The 18,268-nt window shown below is 68.7% G+C and carries 20 protein-coding genes; 7 read left to right on the forward strand and 13 right to left on the reverse strand.

Annotated features, from left to right (window positions below; genetic code table 11):
• Position 1: 1 nt before the first annotated feature.
• Positions 2 to 1,021 carry an oxygenase MpaB family protein gene (locus LTV02_RS14840; protein ID WP_233040542.1) on the reverse strand — a complete coding sequence of 340 codons (1,020 nt, stop codon included), beginning with the start codon at positions 1,019 to 1,021 and terminating at the stop codon, positions 2 to 4.
• 65 nt (positions 1,022 to 1,086) lie between these two features.
• Between LTV02_RS14840 and LTV02_RS14845 the strand changes: the two genes are divergently transcribed.
• The gene (locus LTV02_RS14845) at positions 1,087 to 1,737 is read left to right on the forward strand and encodes a TetR/AcrR family transcriptional regulator (protein WP_233040543.1); all 651 of its coding nucleotides are present in this window, start codon (positions 1,087 to 1,089) and stop codon (positions 1,735 to 1,737) included.
• Between the two features lie 46 nt (positions 1,738 to 1,783).
• On the opposite strand, the gene LTV02_RS14850 is transcribed toward LTV02_RS14845, so the two are convergent.
• From LTV02_RS14850 to LTV02_RS14870, 5 genes are all read right to left on the reverse strand, one after another.
• Positions 1,784 to 3,169: a hydroxysqualene dehydroxylase gene (locus LTV02_RS14850; protein ID WP_233040544.1), complete on the reverse strand. Its 1,386-nt coding sequence runs from the start codon at positions 3,167 to 3,169 to the stop codon at positions 1,784 to 1,786.
• A gap of 119 nt (positions 3,170 to 3,288) precedes the next feature.
• On the reverse strand, positions 3,289 to 4,692 hold the full coding sequence (locus tag LTV02_RS14855; protein ID WP_233040545.1) for an amino acid permease: 1,404 nt from the start codon (positions 4,690 to 4,692) through the stop codon (positions 3,289 to 3,291).
• Between the two features lie 180 nt (positions 4,693 to 4,872).
• Positions 4,873 to 5,286, reverse strand: a complete 414-nt coding sequence (locus tag LTV02_RS14860; RefSeq protein ID WP_067709939.1) for a pyridoxamine 5'-phosphate oxidase family protein — start codon at positions 5,284 to 5,286, stop codon at positions 4,873 to 4,875.
• A gap of 29 nt (positions 5,287 to 5,315) precedes the next feature.
• A complete protein-coding gene (locus tag LTV02_RS14865) occupies positions 5,316 to 6,734 on the reverse strand; it encodes an ABC1 kinase family protein (RefSeq protein ID WP_233040546.1) in 1,419 nt (472 codons plus the stop codon).
• A gap of 53 nt (positions 6,735 to 6,787) precedes the next feature.
• The gene (locus LTV02_RS14870) at positions 6,788 to 7,465 is read right to left on the reverse strand and encodes a TetR/AcrR family transcriptional regulator (protein WP_233040547.1); all 678 of its coding nucleotides are present in this window, start codon (positions 7,463 to 7,465) and stop codon (positions 6,788 to 6,790) included.
• A 230-nt stretch (positions 7,466 to 7,695) separates the two neighbouring features.
• Between LTV02_RS14870 and LTV02_RS14875 the strand changes: the two genes are divergently transcribed.
• From LTV02_RS14875 to LTV02_RS14885, 3 genes are read left to right on the forward strand one after another with little or no spacing between them, the layout of a single operon-like run.
• On the forward strand, positions 7,696 to 8,739 hold the full coding sequence (locus LTV02_RS14875; RefSeq protein WP_233040548.1) for an alpha/beta hydrolase: 1,044 nt from the start codon (positions 7,696 to 7,698) through the stop codon (positions 8,737 to 8,739).
• Complete coding sequence (locus LTV02_RS14880; RefSeq protein ID WP_233040549.1) at positions 8,736 to 9,359, forward strand: SRPBCC family protein; 624 nt, start codon at positions 8,736 to 8,738, stop codon at positions 9,357 to 9,359. Before LTV02_RS14875 ends, LTV02_RS14880 begins: the two co-directional genes overlap by 4 nt.
• The gene (locus LTV02_RS14885; RefSeq protein ID WP_233040550.1) at positions 9,356 to 10,990 is read left to right on the forward strand and encodes a flavin-containing monooxygenase; all 1,635 of its coding nucleotides are present in this window, start codon (positions 9,356 to 9,358) and stop codon (positions 10,988 to 10,990) included. The genes LTV02_RS14880 and LTV02_RS14885 overlap by 4 nt, the downstream gene beginning before the upstream one ends.
• Here LTV02_RS14885 and LTV02_RS14890 read toward each other — a convergent pair.
• The 3 genes from LTV02_RS14890 to LTV02_RS14900 all read right to left on the reverse strand — a co-directional run bounded on the left by LTV02_RS14890 (position 10,910) and on the right by LTV02_RS14900 (position 13,229).
• Complete coding sequence (locus LTV02_RS14890; protein WP_233040551.1) at positions 10,910 to 11,929, reverse strand: NAD-dependent epimerase/dehydratase family protein; 1,020 nt, start codon at positions 11,927 to 11,929, stop codon at positions 10,910 to 10,912. The two genes, LTV02_RS14885 and LTV02_RS14890, sit on opposite strands and share 81 nt — an antisense overlap.
• A gap of 34 nt (positions 11,930 to 11,963) precedes the next feature.
• On the reverse strand, positions 11,964 to 12,929 hold the full coding sequence (gene ligD, locus LTV02_RS14895) for a non-homologous end-joining DNA ligase (RefSeq protein WP_233040552.1): 966 nt from the start codon (positions 12,927 to 12,929) through the stop codon (positions 11,964 to 11,966).
• A gap of 108 nt (positions 12,930 to 13,037) precedes the next feature.
• Positions 13,038 to 13,229: a hypothetical protein gene (locus LTV02_RS14900; protein WP_067709954.1), complete on the reverse strand. Its 192-nt coding sequence runs from the start codon at positions 13,227 to 13,229 to the stop codon at positions 13,038 to 13,040.
• Positions 13,230 to 13,349: 120 nt separating this feature from the next.
• On the opposite strand from LTV02_RS14900, the gene LTV02_RS14905 reads away from it, so the two are divergent.
• Genes LTV02_RS14905 through LTV02_RS14915 form a run of 3 tightly spaced genes read left to right on the forward strand, consistent with a single transcriptional unit; the run spans position 13,350 to position 14,950 of the window.
• Entirely contained in the window at positions 13,350 to 13,790 is a 441-nt protein-coding gene (locus tag LTV02_RS14905; protein WP_233040553.1) for a LapA family protein, read from the forward strand.
• 30 nt (positions 13,791 to 13,820) lie between these two features.
• Complete coding sequence (locus LTV02_RS14910; RefSeq protein ID WP_169815316.1) at positions 13,821 to 13,976, forward strand: DUF6131 family protein; 156 nt, start codon at positions 13,821 to 13,823, stop codon at positions 13,974 to 13,976.
• 59 nt (positions 13,977 to 14,035) lie between these two features.
• Positions 14,036 to 14,950 carry a 2-hydroxyacid dehydrogenase gene (locus tag LTV02_RS14915; protein WP_233040554.1) on the forward strand — a complete coding sequence of 305 codons (915 nt, stop codon included), beginning with the start codon at positions 14,036 to 14,038 and terminating at the stop codon, positions 14,948 to 14,950.
• Between the two features lie 6 nt (positions 14,951 to 14,956).
• Here the strand turns inward: LTV02_RS14915 and LTV02_RS14920 are convergent, their stop codons facing one another.
• From LTV02_RS14920 to LTV02_RS14935, 4 genes are all read right to left on the reverse strand, one after another.
• Positions 14,957 to 15,553: an Rv1733c family protein gene (locus LTV02_RS14920; protein WP_456299827.1), complete on the reverse strand. Its 597-nt coding sequence runs from the start codon at positions 15,551 to 15,553 to the stop codon at positions 14,957 to 14,959.
• A gap of 108 nt (positions 15,554 to 15,661) precedes the next feature.
• Positions 15,662 to 17,158, reverse strand: a complete 1,497-nt coding sequence (locus tag LTV02_RS14925; RefSeq protein ID WP_233040556.1) for an alpha/beta fold hydrolase — start codon at positions 17,156 to 17,158, stop codon at positions 15,662 to 15,664.
• Positions 17,159 to 17,348: 190 nt separating this feature from the next.
• Positions 17,349 to 17,768 carry a DUF2871 domain-containing protein gene (locus LTV02_RS14930; protein ID WP_233040557.1) on the reverse strand — a complete coding sequence of 140 codons (420 nt, stop codon included), beginning with the start codon at positions 17,766 to 17,768 and terminating at the stop codon, positions 17,349 to 17,351.
• Between the two features lie 39 nt (positions 17,769 to 17,807).
• Positions 17,808 to 18,233, reverse strand: a complete 426-nt coding sequence (locus LTV02_RS14935; RefSeq protein ID WP_233040558.1) for a DUF4267 domain-containing protein — start codon at positions 18,231 to 18,233, stop codon at positions 17,808 to 17,810.
• Positions 18,234 to 18,268: the final 35 nt, after the last annotated feature.

Raw genomic sequence — 18,268 nt, forward strand, 5'->3', positions numbered from 1 at the left:
GTCAGAACCCCGTCAATTGCCGGAATGTGGTGACGGCATCACGGCCGCCGCTCGCGTGCACCGGGCAGTAGTGCTTGGGGTCGTCGCGGTGTTCCGGTGCGGGCCACAGCGATTCGGGCGCTTCCGGCGGCGGCATCCACGCCGGTCGTTTCCCGGTCACCCGCCGGCGCGCCGCCCGCACTCGCGGCAGCGCATAGCGCACCTCGTCGGGCGTCACCCGGTTGAGCGCGGTCAAGGCCCGGCAGATCCGGTCGAACGCCCGCTGATCCCGGGCGGTCCAGGTGAATCCCATGGTGCGCCGGATCGCCGGATCGCACATGCCCACCGTCACGAACTGATAGAACCGCGCCCCCGACGGCCGGATCACCCAGCGCCACAGGGGTTGCGGTAGATGCCGCAGCACCGGGAACGGCGGCACCGGCGCGTTCTCCGCCAGCCGGTACACCTCCCATGCGGCCTTGGTCGGTTCGAGCGTATTGCGGCACATATCGTTCCAGTAGCACTGGAACTCCGCCCAGCTCGCCGGCACCACCCGCATGCTCATGCCGTACAGCTCGTACCACTGGCAGTGCTCCCGCCAGAGCTGTTCGCGCTCTCGGTCATCCAGCCCGCCCATGAACAATTCCGCGGCCCGCACGGTCTGCATGAAGAACACCGCGTGCGCCCAGTAGAACGTCCCCGGGTCCAGCGCGTGATACCTGCGCCCCTGCCCGTCGACCCCCTTGATGGCGCGGTGATATCCCACGATCTCGCGCGCGGTCTGCCGCGCCCGCGGCCCGTCGTACACCACCCCCGCGATGGGATACAGCGACCGCGTCACCCGCTGATAGAACTCGTCCTGGATCTCGGAATGAAACTCGACGCCCGCCCCCAGCCCCGGATGCATGTTCTGCACCATGCCGATGAACAGCCCGGTCGGCGCGTAGAACACCGAACCGAAGATCCGCCACGTCAGCGAGTCCGGGCCGAGCGGCTCCGGATCCGGTCGTGGGTCGCGCGCCATTGCGCTGTATGCCACCATGTTTCCACGCTGACACGAATGATCGCTCGCATTCAATTCGCATTCCGAACCGCCGCTGGACCGCAATGACGCCGCAACGCCGCACCCCGAAATCGCCTGCCACCAGCCGGAAGTCACCGGCTCCGCCGCGCAAGACGCCGCAGCAGGAGCGCTCGCGCGCCATGGTGGCGCGGATCATCGACGCCGGGCAGACGGTGCTCATCGCGCACGGCTACGACGGCGCGTCCACCAACCGCATCGCGGCGGCCGCCGGCATCAGCCCGGGTTCGCTGTACCAGTACTTCCCGGACAAGGATTCGATCATCTCGGCGGTGATCGAACGCTATACCGCCGGGGTCGCCGACCGGGTCCGCGCCCAGGTGCTTGCGAATCTCACCCGACGGCCCGAAGTAGCTGTGCCCGAGACGATCTCCGAACTGCTCGATGCCCTCGGCGACGACCGGGAACTCTTGCGCGCGGTGGTCGAGCAGACCCCGCGGCTGTCCACCGGCGCGACCGTGCTGGCCTTCGAACAGCAGATCGGCGAACTGTCCCTCGCGGCCCTGCGCATGCGCGCCCGCGACGTGCCCGCCGAGGTCGACTTCGATGCCGCCGCCTGGATGTTGGTGCGCGCGGTCGAGCATCTGACCATCCGCTACCTGCTCGACGCCCCGCCGATTCCGCGCGCACGATTCCTGGCGGACATCACGCGCCTGGTGCTCAATTACTTCCGCTGAACGCCCGGTGCGGCCCGCCTCGGCAACTGAATGCCGCGCACGCCCGTCAGCTGTCGTGCGAGCCGAATGCGAGTGCCGGGGCGGGCAATTTCAGGAGCAGGTCGACGGCGCGGGCGGCGCTCTGGGCGGCGCTTTCCATGGTGGCCGACCAGTCGGTGCGGGTCCAGTCGCCCGCCAGCACCAGCGTCGGTACCGAGGTGCGTTGCGGCGGGCGCAGGCCGTCGGTGCCGACGACCTGGGAGAAGGTGGCGCGGGGCATCGGAACCACTTGGGCGTGCAGTACTTTCGCGTCCACGGCTTCGGGGTAATAGCGCCGCAGCAAGGCCATCTGCTCCGCGACCACCACGTCGTGGGGTTTGTGGATCTGCTCGTAGGCGCCGCTGGTGGTCAGGCAGTACAGCCAGCCATTGAGGGTGCCGCGGCCGTGCATGCGCTGGCGGTCGAAGACCTCGTCGATGACGCCCGCGCCGCCGATCAGCGCTTCCATCGCACCCTCGGTGCCGAGCGGACGATCCAGGTACAAGTTGGTGCTGACGATCGGGGTGTAGCCCAATTTGTCGGCGGCCGCATAGATCTCGTCGTGTTCGGGCAGCTGGTCGAGCAGGCCGCCGAGATAGGAATTGGGGACCGCGCACACCACGGCGTCAGCGGGCACCACATCGCCTTCGACCAGGCGAACCCCGGTCACCGTGCCGTTCTCGATCAGAATGCGCCGCGCCACCGCGCGATACTGCACCTCGACGCCGTAGCGTTCGAACACCCGGAGCGCGCCATCTACGAAAAGCGTGTCCAGATCGGTGGTCGGATAGCCGATGCTCACCGGCTGCCGATGCTTGACCCCCAACCGGATTCCGGTGGCCAGCACATCCGCGAACACCTTCGCCGATTCCTGCCGCACCGGTTCGGCGGCGATCCCCAGCGCCAGCCAATCCCACAGCGCCTCACGCGCGGTGGCGGGCATGCCGACACGCTGGAACCACTGCTCGGTGCTGATCTCCGCGAGATCCGCGGGCTGGCGCAGGCATTCGTAACCGAGCCGCGCGGTGGCGGCCGCGGCGCGCAGTTTGTCGCCGAGGCTCGCGTCCGGATGCGCCCCGAACAGGCTGCGCAATGCCCGAATCCCCTTGGTCCCCATGGTCGTGGTACGTCCACCCGGCCAGCGCAGCACGCCCCGATGCGGGAAGGTCACGTACTGCCGCGTGCCGACACTGGTCAGGTACCGGAACAGATGGTCGTACCCGCTGGCGATCACATGCTGGCCGTTGTCCGGAATATCGCGCAGCGACGGCACTTGGAGCGCATGCGTGCGCCCGCCCAGCCGCCCCCGCCGTTCCAGCAGCGTGACCCGCTTCCCCGCCTCGGCCAGCCACACCGCGGACGCCAGGCCCGCGAGCCCGCCCCCGATCACCACATACCGTCGTGGATCGTTCATGCGCGCTCCTGCATCGCTTCCGCGGAGGGCCCGCGCAGCCGAACCCTCTGCAAAGCAAAGTACGCCCGCCGCAATGGCGGGCGTACTCTTTCGCGCGAATCGCGCTGGGCGGCAGGCGGTTACGCCTTCGCGTGCTTACGCGAGAGCAGCGGGTAGCCGATGCACACCAGCACCGCCCACACCACGCCGACCACGATGGCGGTGCGACCGGACTCGTTGAAGAACAGCAGCACCACGACCAGCGCCAGGAACGCCAGCGCCAGCGCGGTGGTGAACGGCGCGCCGGGCAGGCGGTAATCGCTGGCGGGCAGCAGGCCCTTGGCCACACGGGCCCGGTACATGAGGTGGCAGACCAGGATCATGCCCCACACGAAGATGATGCCCATGGTGGACACCGAGGTGACATAGCCGAACGCCTTCTCGGGCGAGAAGTAGTTGACGCCCACGCCGATCACCATGACCGCCGCCGACACCGCGATGCCGGTGGCGGGCACCGACCGCTTGCTCATGGTCGCCAGCCCGGCCGGGGCCTCCTCGCGCTGGGCGAGGCTGCGCAGCATGCGGCCGGTGGAGTAGATGCCGGAGTTGCAGGACGACAGCGCCGCGGTGAGCAGCACGAAATTGATGATGCCGGCCGCGCCCGGAATGCCGATCTGCTCGAACACCTCCACGAACGGGCTGCGCCCGGCATGGAAATTGCGCCAGCTCGACACCGACATGATGACGATCAGCGCGCCGATGTAGAACAGGCCGATGCGGAAAGGCAGCGTATTGATCGCCTTGCGCAGCGTCTGCTTCGGATCGCGCGCCTCTCCGGCCGTGACGCCCACCAATTCGACGCCCACATAGGCGAATACCACGATTTGCAAGGCCAGCAGCGCCTGCCCGAATCCATTGGGGAACACGCCGCCGTCGGCCCACAGGTTGGTGACGGTCGGATTGGCCGCGTGCCCGAAATGGAAGAGCAGCACGCCGATTCCGATCAGGATCATGGCGACAATGGCGGTCACCTTGATGGCGGAGAACCAGAATTCGCCCTCGCCGAACAGCTTCACCGACACCAGGTTGGCGATGAACATGATGCCCAGCACCACCAGCGCGGTCACCCACTGCGGAATGTCGAACCAGTACTGCACGTATTTGCCGGCCACGGTGATCTCGGCCATGCAGGTGCTCACCCACACCGCCCAATAGGTCCAGCCGGTGGCGAAGCCCGCGAAGCGGCCCAGGAATTCGTTCGCGTATTCGGCGAAGCTGCCGGTGACGGGCCGGTAGGTGAGCAGCTCACCGAGTGCCCGCATGATGACGAAGATGGCCAGGCCGGCGGCCAGATAGGCCAGGATGAGTGCGGGGCCGGCCTGCTCGATGGCCCCGCCCGCCCCGTAGAACAGGCCGGTGCCGATGGCCCCGCCGATGGCGATCATCTGAATGGTGCGCGGCGACAGACCCCGGGAGTACCCCTCGTCCTCGGGCGTCGCCGGACCTAGGTCCGGTGCCGTTTGCTGCCTGTCAAAGGCTGTCATGCTGTTCCCTCTCGCGTGCGTACGGCCGCACAGCGTCCGGGCCGTCGTGGGCCGGATACCGGGGCCGCGCCGAGCTTGCCGGCGGATTGCCGAGCTCGGCCCAAGGCGTGTCACGCTACCGGAAGGTATCGGGCGTCACAGTCAGCCCCCGGCGGGTGTCAGCCGCGCACCACCGCCGGTTCAGCTCCAGTCGTCGACCAGTTCCAGCCCGGTCACCACTTCGGTCTCGATCCGGATGACATGGTCGGTCGGGAGTTTGATCCACGGATCCAGCAGCGACTCGTACCGCCGCACCTGGTCCGGATCGTCCACCACGCGCGCCACCCCGGTGACGATCACGCTCCACCCGCGCCGGGTCTTCTCGTCGAATGAATCGACCTCATAAGCCACCACCTGCCCGTCGCCTCGCAATATGCCTGCGCCCAGATGCGCCCGCACCACCACCGCGTCTTCCTCCACAATGTGGTTGACCGGCCGGATTATCGGAGTTCCGCGCCGCGCGTACACAATTCGTCCGTAGTTCGCACTCGCGAGCCGGCGTAGCGAATCGGCAGCCGAGAGCGCGCGCAGCTTTCGAGCCCCATCGCCACCCATTCCTCCGATTGTGGTCGAAACCGTCCGAATTAGCCAATTGTGTTGCCGCAACCCGTGGTTGGCTTGGCCAGCCAATCGTGTTCCAGCCGCCCGAGTTCGGTACGCGGCGCATCGCCGTAGAGCCATTCGCGGGCAATGCGATGCCAGTTCCCGGTGGCGCGCAGCTTTCCGAGCAACGCCAGCGTGCCGTATTCGACGCGGCGGGCGAAGGCGTGTTCGGCCGGGGCGTATTCCTGGCGCAGGCTGTCGAAGTAGCCGCGGCGCGGATCCACGAAGGCGAGCAGCGCGTTGGCGGCGGCGTCCTCGGCGATGCGGATGTCGGCATCGGTGAGCAGCCAGCCCGACACCTCGTGGAACAGGCGCAGGCAGGCGTCGGCGGATGCGGGCGAATCCGGTTCCAGCACACCGTAATCGACCAGCAGGGCGCGCAGGTCCGCGCCGCGGTACTCGGCGGCGGCGCGGGCGCAGCCGGATTCGAAGTCGACCGCGGCCGCGGCCATGTGCTTGAACAGGCCGAAGTCCAGGAACGCCACCTGCCCGCCGGGCGTGAGCAGGATATTGCCCGGGTGCGGGTCGCCGGTGAAGCGGCGCTCCCGCAGTATCGAGCCGACGTAGAAGCGCAACAGGATCTCCCCTGCCCGATTGCGTTCGGCCGCGGGCAGTTCGGTGATCTCCTCGAAGCGCCGGCCCTCGATCAGCTCGGTGACCAGCACCCGCGCGGTGCACCATTCGCTCACCACTTCGGGGATGCGGATGAACGGGTGGCCGCGATAGATGTCGGCGACGATCCGGTGATGCTCGGCCTCGGCGCGATAGTCGGCCTCGTCCGCGAAATGCGTGGTGAGTTCCCGGAACATGGCGTGATCGGCGACGGCCGGGGCGATGGTGCGGGCCATCCGCATGAGCAGCGACAGGTTCTTGAGGTCGGCCCGGATGGCCACGTCGATGCCCGGGTACTGCACCTTGACCGCCACCGCCCGCCCGTCGTGCAGCCGCGCCCGGTAGACCTGGCCGATGGAGGCCGCGCCGATCGGCTCGGCGTCGAATTCGGCGAACACCGCCGCCAGCGGCTGCCCGTGATCGCGTTCGACGACCGCGCGCATCCCGGCGAAGGACACCCGCGGCGCCTGGTCGTAGAGTTCGGCGAGCTTGCGCTGGAAGCGATCCCGCTGCGGCGGCGGCAGCGAGTCGCCGCCGGCCACGGTGAGCGGATCGAACATGGACAGCAGCTGCCCGGCCTTCATGGCCAGGCCCTTCATGCTGCCCAGCACGCTCACGATGTCCTCGGCGGCGTCGGCGAGCGCGCGTTCGGTGCGCGCGAGATGTTCCTCGTCGGTGTCGCGCAGCCCGGACAGCGTCACCCCCGCCCCGCGAACCGCCTGCTGGGCAACGAGTTTGCCCAGCTTCGCCCCGCGGCGCACCCGCGAGGTGGGTATCTGCTCGGCCATCCGGCGACCTCTCCCGCGACGATCGCCCCGAGATTAGCAGACACCGACGTCAGCTATTCCGGATCCGATCCCGGCTGCCACATGCCCGGCCCGAGCACCGCGAGCACCGTCTCGGTGTAGCCGCGCCGCCGAATCGCGTCCTCGCCCTGCAGGGTTCGCATCACCGGCGGGATGGTGAGCGCGAGCAGCATCCAGGCCAGTTCGGTGGTGTCCACATCCGCGCGCAGCACCCCGGCGTCGGCCGCGCGGGCCAGGAAGCGGCCCACCGTGGCCGCGAAAACCCCGCCCAGCCCGATGATCCGGGCATTGAGCTCCTCGTCGATGCCGGGCAGCTCGAACAGCAGCGAATGCATGAGCGCCGGATCCGATTCCGCGATATGGCACATGCGCTCGACCGCGGTGACCCAGGTGGCGACCAGTTGCGCGGCGCTCAGCTCGCGCTGCTCGAGCAGCACGGGTTCGAAGACGTCCCCGGCGATCTCACCGAGCAGCCGGTCCAGCCCGTAGTCGACCACCTCGTCGAGAATGGCGCGCTTGCTGTCGAAGTAGCGGTAGAAGGTGCCGTAGCCGACGCCCACCTCGGCGGCGATATCGGCGGCCGAGGCGGCGGCATAGCCCTTGGTGGTGAACACCCGGTAGGCCGCCGCGATGAGTTCGCGCCGGCGTCGCTCGGTGCGCTGTTCGTCGCGCGGCCGCCCGGGTCCGCGGGCACGCTTGGCTGCTTCGGTCATCCAGCACATCGTAGGCGGGCCGCGCCGCCGGTCCGGACGCGCGGGCGAGCCCGGGCCCACCCTTGCGCTTCTGTCCCAGACACCTTATTTTATGACATACGCGTCACCTAATTGATGGCCGGTCATACCGGTATTCGGCGCGTTCGGCATCGACCGACAAGGGAGTCGTTCCATGGTCCAGTCACCGTTCCCGCCGCACCCTTCCCACTCCACCGGGAAGTGAGCCCGGGATGACCATCCACGCTGAAGCGCCGGTGCGGACCGCCGCACCGGGCAAAGTGCACGTCGAATTGCGCGGGCGCGCGAGCATCCGGCTGCGGCTGGCGCACGCCCTGTTGCGGGTGACCGTCCGGCCGGCGCTCGAGGGGCTGACCGTGGTGGCCGGGCACGGTCCGTGGCGCGGCGCTCCGGCTTTCCGGATCGCCAATCAGGCCGACCGGCTGGCGTTTCCGCTGCTGCCCGCGCGCGGCACCCGGCGCGAAGCCGTGCGTTTCGACGGCTTTCGCGCCGAATGGCTCTGGCACCGGGACGATCCCGGGCCCGACGACACCGGAAACGGGGCGATCCTGTACTTCCACGGCGGGGCGTTCCTGGCCGGCGGGCTGAACAGCCATCGACGGCTGGCCGCGCGGATCGGTCGGGCGGCGGGTGTCGCGCTGCTCAATGTGGACTATCGCCAGCTGCCCGCCGGGCACCTCACCGATACCGTCGCCGATGCGGTCACCGCCTACCGGTATCTCCTGGAGCGCGGATTCGCGCCCGGGCGGGTGGTGTTCGCCGGGGATTCGGCCGGCGGCGGGCTGGCCTTCGCGGCGGCGCTGGCCGCACGCGCGCAAGGGATTCCGGTGCCGGGCGCCATTGCCGCGATCGCGCCGTTCGCCGATTTCGATCCCGCGGTCCGGCGCGATCACCCCAACCAGCCCCGCGATGCGATGCTCCCGGCTCGCGCGCTGGAGCTGCCCGCCCGGCTCGGTTTCGCCCGCGACGGCGTCCTCGACCCCGCCTGGTCGCCGGTCAACCACGACTTCACCGGTATGCCGCCGGTTCTCATTCAGGTCAGCAATACCGAAGTGCTGCTTCCCGATTCGGAGAGCCTGGCGGCGCGCTGCGCCGAGGCGGGCGTGCCGCACACCTTGCAGGTGTGGGACAACGCGATCCACGTCTTCCAGGCCGGCGCGGACCTGCTGCCCGACGCCCGCGCGGCGATCCGCGAAATCGGTTCCTTCATCCGGCGCCATCATCATCGATCCACCACCACGAGGCGGTCATCATGAGCATCACATCGTTCCTGCACACCCAGCACGACGCCGTTCAGCCGGTCGACGACACGGTATTCGACACCGCCGCACTGGTTTTCACCATCGAACGCGCCTTCGACGCGCCCCGGGACGCGGTGTGGACCGCGCTGGACGACGATCATGCCTGGACGTGGTTGCCGTTCCCGCTGCTCGGCGTGCGCTATCCCTCCCCCGCGCGCGGCGTCGGTGTAATCCGCGAGATGGGTTCGGTGTTCGACCCGCTGCGGTTCCTGTGGGTGGAGCGCGAACGGTTCTGGCGGTACGAGCCCGGCCGGCGCATCACCTTCGGCGTGGTGAGCGGGACGCTGGTGCAGTATCTCGCGGTGCGGCAGTACGCGGAGGACATGAAGTTCTCCGATCTCGGGCCGGATCGCAGCAAGCTGGTGTGGACGGTGGCCGTGACTCCGCGACTGCCGCTGCGGTTCTCGACGTGGTTCCCGCCCGCGTGGAAGCTGGCGTATCGGGTCGGGGGTATGGGGCCGCTGCTGACGCGGCGGGTGAACCAGATCGCGCGCACGACCGCGCCGGCTCCGCTCGCGACCGTGACCGCGGAACCGGCGCGGCGGAATGCGGCGGTCCGGGACGGCGCCCGATGAGCCGCGGGACCGCGGGCGCGGCGGGCGGACCGGACCACGAGGTCGTCGTGATCGGCGCGGGCATCGGCGGCATCTGCGCCGGGGTGAAGCTGCGCGAGATCGGCATCGAGGACTTCCTCATCGTCGATCGCGTCGGCGGGCTCGGCGGCACCTGGTACAGCCATCACTATCCGGACGCGGGCTGCGATATCCCCAGCACCACCTACCAGTTCTCGTTCGCCCGCAAACCGGACTGGGACCGGCTCTTCGCCAAACGCGATCAGATCCTGGAATACCTCGAACAGGTGGCCGCCGACCACGATCTGCCGCGCCGAATGCGGTTCCACACCGGCATCGTTCGCGAGGAATGGGACGACGACCGGCAGCTCTGGCGATTGCAGGTCGATTCCGGCGAGGTGATTACCGCGCGGTTCGTGATCAGCGCGATCGGCGCGTACATCAATCCCAAGACCGCGCCGGACATTCCGGGGCTGGCGAGCTACGCCGGGGTGTCGATGTATCCGGCGGACTGGAATCACGACTACGACTTCACCGGCAAGCGGGTCGCCGTCATCGGGGTCGGGGCCAGCACCATGCAGATCGCGCCGAAACTGGCCGAGCGGGCGGCGCGGCTCGACGTGTATCAGCGCACGCCGCAGGTGTATCTGCCGAAACCCGATTTCGTGCTGCGACCGTGGATGCAACGGCTGCTGGCGCTGCCCGGCGGGTCGGCCGCGGCGAACGGGATCGCGCAGGTCGTCGTCGATTCGGCACTGCGGGTCGCGATCTACACGCCCGCCCCGCTGTGGAAGGTCGGGGCGCGGGCGGTCGATGCCGTGGGCGGGCGCGCCTATGCGGGCTGGTTGCGGATCAAGGTGAAGGACAAGGAGACCCGGCGGCGGTTGCGGCCCGGGTTCGGCATCGTCTGCCTGCGCGGCGGCGCGGGCGGCGGCTATCTGCCCATGCTGAATCGCGAGAACGTGGAGCTGATCACCACCGGCATCGCCGAGATCACCCCGGGCGGTATCCGCGACGCCGACGGCGTGCACCGCGAGATCGACGCGCTGGTGCTGGCCACCGGCTACGAGGTGTTCTCCGATCCGGAGAGCTACAAGCCCGGAACGGTGCTGGGCCGCAACGGTTTCGATCTCGGGGTGTTCTACAACACCGAGGAGCTCGAGGCATACTACAGCACTTCGGTCGCCGGAATCCCGAATCGGTTCATCATGATCGGGCCGTACTCCTGGACGGGCACGGCCTTCCACTATTTCGTCGAGAACGCCATGCGGCACATCGCCGCCGTCATCGACGAGACCCGCCGCCGCGGGGCGACCGTGGTGGAGGTCCGCCCGCAAGCTCAGGAACGATTCCACCGCGAGATGCTGCGCAGCGGCCGGAACCTGGCGTACTACCTGGAAACCCGCTGCGAGGGCTCGAACAGCTATTTCGTCAATTCGCAGGGCAAGTCGCCTTACATCCGCCCCTGGTCGCTGCTGAAGACCTATCGCAAGGCGGTCCGCTTCGATCGCGAGGACTACGCCTACCGCTATCCCGTCGAGATCCGCGCCGATTCAGACGAGTCCGTGTTCGAGCAGACTGCGGCCGCAGTCGGTGATCGTGCGGCGGGCGGGGCGCGCCTGCCAGTCCAGTAGTTCGTGGGCTTTGGCGGTGCTGTGCCGGTTCTTCCGGCCCAGCGCCGGGGCCAGTTCGCGCAGGGCGGGAATGCGGCGGGCGGCGAGGCGGATCAGGAAGTCCGGGGCGGGGCGGGTGGAGACGCGGTCGGCGGCCGGGCCGAGTTCGGCGCGCAGGGTCTGGGCGATATCGCGCATCCAGAGGAATTCGCCGGTGCCCAGGAAGCGCTCCCCGGCCGCCGCCGGGGATTCCAGGGCGCGAATGTGCAGGTCGGCCAGGTCGCGGACGTCCACGACCTCCAGGCCGATGCGCGGCACCCAGGGCATGGTGCCGTCGAGCATGCGGGCGATGATCGAAACCGAGCCGACGGCGTCGCCGGAGAGCACCGGGCCGAAGACCGCGCCGGGCAGCACGGTGGTGAGTTCCGGTGCGCCGGGGGTGGTTTCGGCGAATCGCCAGGCGGCTCGTTCGGCGAGGGTTTTGGCGCGGCGGTACGGAATCAGGTCCGGATCGTCCGGATCGGTCCACAGGGTCTCGTCGCTGACGTCCTCGACGGTGTAGGAGGAATGGCTGGCGGCATTGGCGGCGGAGGTCATCACCACGCGGCGGACGCCGGCGCGGGTCGCGGCGGACAGCACCCGGCCGGAGCCGTCGCGGGCGACCTCGAGCAGGCGTCGCGGGTCCTGGTCGTCGGCCAGACTCATCTGCGCCGCGACATGCACCACCAGGTCGACGCCGGCCATGGCCGGATCCCAGCCGTCGTCGGAAAGCAGGTCGGCACGGGCGAATTCGAGGCGGTCGGTATCTCCGGCGATGGGCTGGACGGCGGCGCGCACCCGGTCCGCCTTCGCCGGGTCGCGGACCACGGCGCGGACCTGGTAACCGCGGGCCAGCAGCTGAGCCACGCACCAGCCGCCGACGAACCCGGTGGCGCCGGTGACGAGTACCCGGTCGGGCATGAGCGCGTCCTTTCCGTGCGGCCGAGTTCGCCTGCTAGTCGGGTTCTTTCACCTGGTCGGGGGTCTTGTCGGTGCGCAGGCCCTTCCAGCTCGGCATGCGCAGCCGGGCGCCGGAGTATTCGCGGTACTCGACATCGCCGACCAGGATGGGCTCCACCCAGTGCCAGCCGCCCGCCCGCGCTTCGGGCGGGGGCTGCGCGAAAGGGCAGGCGGGGATGGCGATCTCGTCGAGGGCGGCGCGGATCACGCGCCGGGCGGCGTGGGTGAAACCGGTGCCCGCCAAACCGATGAAGACGAACCGGCCGCTCGCGTCGTGGGCGCCGAGGACCAGCGAGCCGAAGGTGGTGGCGAAGCCGCCCGCGCCCGGGGTCCAGCCCGCCACCACCACTTCGGTGCGATGGCGCAGCGGGGTTTTCACCCACCAGCCCGAGCGGCGGCCGGGCAGGTACACCGAATCCAATCGCTTGGAGACGATCCCTTCCAGACGATGCTCCCCCGCCACTTTCAGCAACTCTCCGGCGTCCACTCCGACCCAGTGCGGCGGGGCGGACAGCGGGGTTTGGAAGGGCAGTTCGGCCAGTGCCGCACGGCGCTCGGCATACGGTTCGCCCGCCAGCTCCCGCGTCCCGATCGCGAGCACGTCGAAGGCGAACATCCGCACCGGCACCTCGGCGATCAACTGCTCGCCCGGCCGCGCCACGTGCATCCGCCGCTGCAACCGCCCGAAGGACGGCGCGCCATCCGGATCCTGCGCGACGATCTCGCCATCCAGTATCAGGGTTTCCTTGCCCGCCAAGGCTTTCAGGCCGGCGACTAGCTCGGGATAGTTGGCGCTGACGTCATTGGCGTTGCGGCTGTAGAGCGAGCACTCCCCGTCCTCGCACGCCGCGATCACCCGCACCCCGTCCCATTTCATCTCCACCGCCCACTCCGGTCCGCCCGGCGGCGCACCGCCGACGGCCAGCATGGGCGCGGGCACCGGGCGGCGCGACGCTGCCACGGTGAGCTACTTCCCCCGCCGACATCCGGGCAATAGGGACATGCCCGAGAGTTTGCCAGCTGGTAGCCATTAATCCGTTCGCGCCACGCCGCCCGGCGGCTATCGCGTCTACTTGGCCGAAATACCCTGCTGTCGAATCGCGTCCAGGACCTCGCCGTAGGTCAGCGAGGAATTGACCGTGATGGTCTCGGAAGCGTTGTCGCGGTTGACATTGGTCACCGAGTCCATCCCGTACAGCGCCCGCTCGGCCAGGTCGGCCTCGCTCGCGTAGTTCGGGAGTTCGTAGGTGTAGGTGCCCATGACGGGTGCCTCCTCGTCTAGAGATGCCGATACCTTTCCGCCATAGACCGGAAGCGGCGAGCCCAAACCCGACGCGCCGTCCCGGGGTTTGACGTCACGAGCAGCGGGAATCGCCTCGATATGTTCATCATCATCGGGCTCATCGCCCTCATCGGCGCCGTAGCCGTGGGGGTGGCCGGCATTCAGGCCAATGCCGGTGACAGCCATACGCTCACCAATGGGTTCACGGTCTTCGACCACACCTATTCCGGTTCGGCGGGACTGTTGTTCGCCTACGGGATCCTGGTCGGCGCGGTGGGGACCTGCGGGCTCATCATGCTGCTCGCCGGCACCTGGACCTCGTCCCGGCGCGGCGTCGCGGCCCGGCGCGAACTGCGGCAATCCAAGAAGGAGATGGCCGCGGCGCGTAAGGAACTCGCCAAACCGCTCCCCGATCCGCCGGCCGCGGGGAAGCAAGCGCCGAAACCCGCTGCGCCGGCCCAGAAACCGACCTGGTCGTTCAACAGATTCATGCATCGACCGGGCGGGTCGGCACCCAAGGCCGAAACCGTCGCCAAGTAGCCGAACAGCTCCACACGCAAGGAATTCGAAATGATCATTCTTGGTCTGATCCTGATAGTCGCCGGGTGGCTGCTCGGCATCCCGCTGCTGACCACCCTCGGCATCATCGCACTGGTGGTCGGTCTGATCCTCATGCTGCTCGGGCAGGTAGGCCGTCCGGTCGGCGGCCGGCGCTGGTATTACTAGCGCCCCCGGCGGCATGACGCGCACGACCGCCGCGGAGCCCATCCGCTAGCGTCGAAGCCATGACGGTGACGGTGCTGGTTCCGGACGACCACGGTTACGCGGCGGTCGAGCGCCTCGAAGGCGCGCGAGCGGTGCGTTTCAAACTGGGAGACCCGCTGCCCGCAGGGGCCGACGAGGCCGAGGTACTCGTACCCGGTTTCCTCGTCGGCCCCGAAGCTGTCCGCATGACCTGGGAGCTGCCGAAACTGCGCCTGGTACAGCTGCTGACCGCCGGCGCCGAGGCATGGGTGGGCAAGCTGCCCGCAGGGGTGCAGCTGGCGATCGCGCGCGGGGCGCACGGGGCCAGCACGGCCGAATGGGCGATCACCGGACTGCTGTCGATGTACCGGGAATTCCCCGGCTTCGCGGACGCGCAGCGCGAGCACCGCTGGACCCAGCATCAGACGGATACCTTGCACGGCAAGCGGATTCTGATCGTGGGGGCGGGCAATCTGGCCGATGAACTGCGCCGCATGCTCGCCCCGTTCGACACCACGGTGACCCTGGTCGGCAGCCGTGCTCGCGCGGGCGTGCACGGGGTGGACGAATTACCGCGATTGCTACCGGATTTCGATGCCGTGGTGCTCATGGTGCCGGTGACTTCCAAGACGATCGGCATGGTGGACGCCGAGTTCCTGTCCCGGATGGCCGATGGCGCGATCCTGGTCAATGCCGCGCGCGGGCCCGTGGTCCGCACCGATGATCTGCTGGCGGAACTGCGAAACCGGCGCCTGCGCGCCGTTCTCGACGTCACCGACCCCGAACCGCTCCCCGCCGGGCATCCGCTCTGGGATGCTCCTGGACTGCTGCTGACGCCCCATGTGGGCGGTAGCAGTCGCGGCAGTATGCAACGCGGCTGGGCCATCGCCGTCGAAGGCATCGAGGATTATCTGGCCGGCAAACCGCCCCGCAATCTCGTCCACGACGAGTACTGACCGCCGCTACAGCGTGTCCTTGCCGATCGGCCGGTTGAGCAACTTCCATTCCCGCTCCCACCGCGCATTGCGCCGCGCATCGAGCACCGTAGCGGTCAGCCACACCGAAGCCGCTGCGGCACACCAGCTCTCGACAAGTATGGCCAGTCCCGTCCCGACTCCCTCGGCCGCCGCCGACCCGGGCCGCGACGGTGCGGCGGCGGGCTTCCCGTCCCGTCCGATCCACAGCGACACCGTGCTCCCCACCGCCTGCGGCCCCGGTACGTCGACGGTGCCCGACCCGCTCTTACCCGCCGAATCCCATTGCACCGCAGCGGTATAGCGCTCTTGATGCGCCCCGTACCGATCCGATTCGTGCAGCCGCTGCGCATCTGCGGTCAGCGTCGCCGCCACCCAGGTCTTCCCCGCGTCCTCCGCCGCGATCCGATCCGCGGCCCCCGTATAACTCACCGTCCCGATCGCCCCCGCCATCGGCACCGCGGCAACCACCACGAGCACGGCGAACGCCCGAACCAGAATCTCGAGCCGATCCGACAATCGCATCAGCGGATTGGTATTCCAAGGCCGCACCTGCCACAGGCGCGACGGCAATGAAGGTGGCATCGACACCTGGACCACCTCTCTCCGCGGCGTCCGCCTTACCGATTACATCGGTAGCAGTACCCAGCTTGATACGCCTTGAACCCGCCGAACGTCAAGGTCAGAGCACGGTCAGTCCGGATCGCAGGTGCTTTCGGCGGGTGGCAGGGTTCCGTCGGCGAGGTAGGCGTTGACCCAGGTGTCGATGCACCGGTTTGCGATGTTGCCGAACAGTCCGTGTACGACCGTGCCGCGGAGGGTGAGTAGCCGGGATGCGGTGAGCGCCTGGTGCATGCCCACGGCGCCGGCATAGGTCGTGCGCGTATCGCCGTCGGCCTGGATGATCAACGCGGGCACCGCATTGGCCACCGCGGTGGCGGGCTCGAGGGGGGAAGGCCAGAAGGCACAGGGATTGATATTGCCGAACAACGGCCCGAATATCGGTTGGGCAGCCCGGCTTTGCTCGATGCCGCGCCAGTATTCGGCCGGATCGCGCGGAGCCGGAGCGTCGCCGCAGGTGATGGCCGTCAGAGCGGAGAGGTCGTGCGGCTGAGCGGTGAGGATGAGTGCCAGTTGCTGTCTCACCCGCGGGTCCGGTTCCACCGATGCCCCGTTCGCGCCGTCGACGAGTTGACGGACCTGCGTGGCGAGGTCCGGATAGCGGCGATAGTCGCCGAGGGCCATGAACAGTACGACGGGCAGGGTGTGGTCGTCGATCAGGAACGGGCCGAAGGGAATCGGTGTCCGCGCGGCGCGGTGGAGCAGCCCCTCGACGAGAGCTCGAACCGCCTCGCCGGTGGTCCCGAGTCCGTATTCGGCGTCGTGGGCGGCGGCCCAGTCGGCCCAGCGGTCGAACGCCGCCTCATTCGGTTCGCCGCGGTCGGCTTGCAGCGCGATCGCGCCGTATGCCCGGGGGTCGAGCGCGCTGTCGAGGACCATCCGGTCGATGTGGCCGGGGAAGAGTTGGGCGTATACCGCGCCGAGATAGGTGCCGTAGGACAGGCCGAGATAGCTGATGTCGGGCTCGCCCAGCGCCGCGCGCACGATATCCATATCGCGTGCGGTATTCCGGGTCGAGATATGCGGCAGCAGATCTCGGTGCCGCGTCCAGCAGCGGGCGGCGAGTTCGGCCTGCCGCGCAACAGATCTCGCGTAGCTGGACACGTCGGCACCGGCCGCCTCCACGCCGAACCCCACGGGCCATCCGCAGTCGATTCCCGAGGATCGGCCGACGCCGCGTGGATCCATGCCGATCAGGTCGTAACCGGCACGCACCGGTGCGGTCATGGCGCCACGCAGCGCCAGGGGAAACTCGAGTCCGGGTTCGCCGGGCCCACCGGGATTCGTCAGCAGCACGCCCCGCCGCCGCTCCGGCGAGGTGGCGGGCACTCGCGAGATCGCTACCGTGATGGTGCGACCATCGGGATCGCCGTAGTCGAGCGGCACCGTGACATCGGCACACTCGGCGAGATCTGTTGCGCCGCAATCCTTCCAGTCCAGCCGCTGACTGTAGAACCGTTCGAGTCCGACCGGTGGGTCGGCGAGAGCCGGGGTCGAGGTGATGGTCACCCCCGCGAGCAGCGCTGTGACGGCGACCAGTACGGCTCCGCGGGCCTGCCGCCGTCCCATGGGAATACTCCTCCGCCTGTCGTTCTCCGGTGCAGCCGACCGTATTCCGACCGTTCATCCCGGGGCATCCAGGACGTCCCCGAAATCCGCGAACCGGGCTCGATCGTGAGGATGACGCCCCATCCGGGTTCGCCCCCAGCCATCAGTGACATCGGACCGGCGGCAATGATTCGGCAAGCACCGGCCGGACCTAGCGGCGATCGCCCGCGCGAGCGGCGATGGCCTGGTGCACGGTGACGAAGAACAGCACGAAACCGATGGTCAGCAGAATGTGACCGCCCCCGGCCAGGTGCGAGAGCAGCTTGTACTCGCCGTATCCCAGGACGGTCCGGGCGCCGATGACGGTCATGCAGGCGACGACCCAGAGCACGCCGATGTTGTAGACGGAAAAGAACCAGCGGTAGGCGCGGGTGTTCGACAGCGCGAGTTGATGTTCGAGCGTCAGGACGATCAGGAAGAACAGTGTCCCCAACGCCAGCAGGTGAGTGTGGACCACGGCGAGTTCGGTCTTACCGGTGAACTGGTGCGCCTTGGTGAGCTCGCGGTAGAGCAGGCCCGAAGGCAGGCCCAGTGCGGTGTAGCCGACAGCGGCCCAGTAGAGCTGTTTCATCGAGTCCTCGTTCTGAAATATATTGCGGACGTGTAGATATCAGGCGAGTTGCGCGGCGGGCGCCGTCGCCGCGGACGCCGAACTGCCGGTCTCGCGGAGAATGAGCAGACCCGTGACCGCGATCAGCGCGGAGGTCAGGCCGTGCACGCCGAACGCGATAGCCGCGGAGCCGTGGTGAGCCAGGACGTTGATCATGTCGCCGAGCGGGGCGACGGCCGTCATCAGCAGAACCCAGCCCAGGGCGCGGCGCTGACCCGTCACCAGCAGAATGCCCGAGCCCAGGCCCATCGCGAGTTCCCGGCAGCCCTTCACGACGAGGAAGCCGCCGCCGTCGCCGGCCGGCCAGGCCGGCAGGCCGAAGCCCGGAGCGGCTGACGCGGGGGCCAGGATGAAGGACGCCGCGAGGTAGAAGGTGAACAGGACGGTGGCGGCGGCCAGGACCGTGTTGAGCTTGCGGTGCGACATGATCGATCTCTCGTGAGGGTCGGACGGTGAACTGT

It is taken from the genome of Nocardia yamanashiensis (assembly GCF_021183565.1).
GTDB lineage: Bacteria > Actinomycetota > Actinomycetes > Mycobacteriales > Mycobacteriaceae > Nocardia > Nocardia yamanashiensis.

What these genes read in the sequence shown, in the direction of transcription:
- LTV02_RS14910 (WP_169815316.1), top strand. Translation starts at nt 13,821, where the DNA reads ATGATCATTCTTGGTCTGATCCTGATAGTCGCCGGGTGGCTGCTCGGC.
- LTV02_RS14870 (WP_233040547.1), bottom strand. Translation starts at nt 7,465, where the DNA reads ATGACCGAAGCAGCCAAGCGTGCCCGCGGACCCGGGCGGCCGCGCGAC.
- LTV02_RS14840 (WP_233040542.1), bottom strand. Translation starts at nt 1,021, where the DNA reads ATGGTGGCATACAGCGCAATGGCGCGCGACCCACGACCGGATCCGGAG.
- LTV02_RS14915 (WP_233040554.1), top strand. Translation starts at nt 14,036, where the DNA reads ATGACGGTGACGGTGCTGGTTCCGGACGACCACGGTTACGCGGCGGTC.
- LTV02_RS14890 (WP_233040551.1), bottom strand. Translation starts at nt 11,929, where the DNA reads ATGCCCGACCGGGTACTCGTCACCGGCGCCACCGGGTTCGTCGGCGGC.
- LTV02_RS14920 (WP_456299827.1), bottom strand. Translation starts at nt 15,553, where the DNA reads ATGCCACCTTCATTGCCGTCGCGCCTGTGGCAGGTGCGGCCTTGGAAT.
- LTV02_RS14865 (WP_233040546.1), bottom strand. Translation starts at nt 6,734, where the DNA reads ATGGCCGAGCAGATACCCACCTCGCGGGTGCGCCGCGGGGCGAAGCTG.
- LTV02_RS14850 (WP_233040544.1), bottom strand. Translation starts at nt 3,169, where the DNA reads ATGAACGATCCACGACGGTATGTGGTGATCGGGGGCGGGCTCGCGGGC.
- LTV02_RS14900 (WP_067709954.1), bottom strand. Translation starts at nt 13,229, where the DNA reads ATGGGCACCTACACCTACGAACTCCCGAACTACGCGAGCGAGGCCGAC.
- LTV02_RS14860 (WP_067709939.1), bottom strand. Translation starts at nt 5,286, where the DNA reads ATGGGTGGCGATGGGGCTCGAAAGCTGCGCGCGCTCTCGGCTGCCGAT.
- LTV02_RS14930 (WP_233040557.1), bottom strand. Translation starts at nt 17,768, where the DNA reads ATGAAACAGCTCTACTGGGCCGCTGTCGGCTACACCGCACTGGGCCTG.
- LTV02_RS14880 (WP_233040549.1), top strand. Translation starts at nt 8,736, where the DNA reads ATGAGCATCACATCGTTCCTGCACACCCAGCACGACGCCGTTCAGCCG.
- LTV02_RS14845 (WP_233040543.1), top strand. Translation starts at nt 1,087, where the DNA reads ATGACGCCGCAACGCCGCACCCCGAAATCGCCTGCCACCAGCCGGAAG.
- LTV02_RS14875 (WP_233040548.1), top strand. Translation starts at nt 7,696, where the DNA reads ATGACCATCCACGCTGAAGCGCCGGTGCGGACCGCCGCACCGGGCAAA.
- LTV02_RS14935 (WP_233040558.1), bottom strand. Translation starts at nt 18,233, where the DNA reads ATGTCGCACCGCAAGCTCAACACGGTCCTGGCCGCCGCCACCGTCCTG.
- LTV02_RS14905 (WP_233040553.1), top strand. Translation starts at nt 13,350, where the DNA reads ATGTTCATCATCATCGGGCTCATCGCCCTCATCGGCGCCGTAGCCGTG.
- LTV02_RS14855 (WP_233040545.1), bottom strand. Translation starts at nt 4,692, where the DNA reads ATGACAGCCTTTGACAGGCAGCAAACGGCACCGGACCTAGGTCCGGCG.
- LTV02_RS14885 (WP_233040550.1), top strand. Translation starts at nt 9,356, where the DNA reads ATGAGCCGCGGGACCGCGGGCGCGGCGGGCGGACCGGACCACGAGGTC.
- LTV02_RS14925 (WP_233040556.1), bottom strand. Translation starts at nt 17,158, where the DNA reads ATGGGACGGCGGCAGGCCCGCGGAGCCGTACTGGTCGCCGTCACAGCG.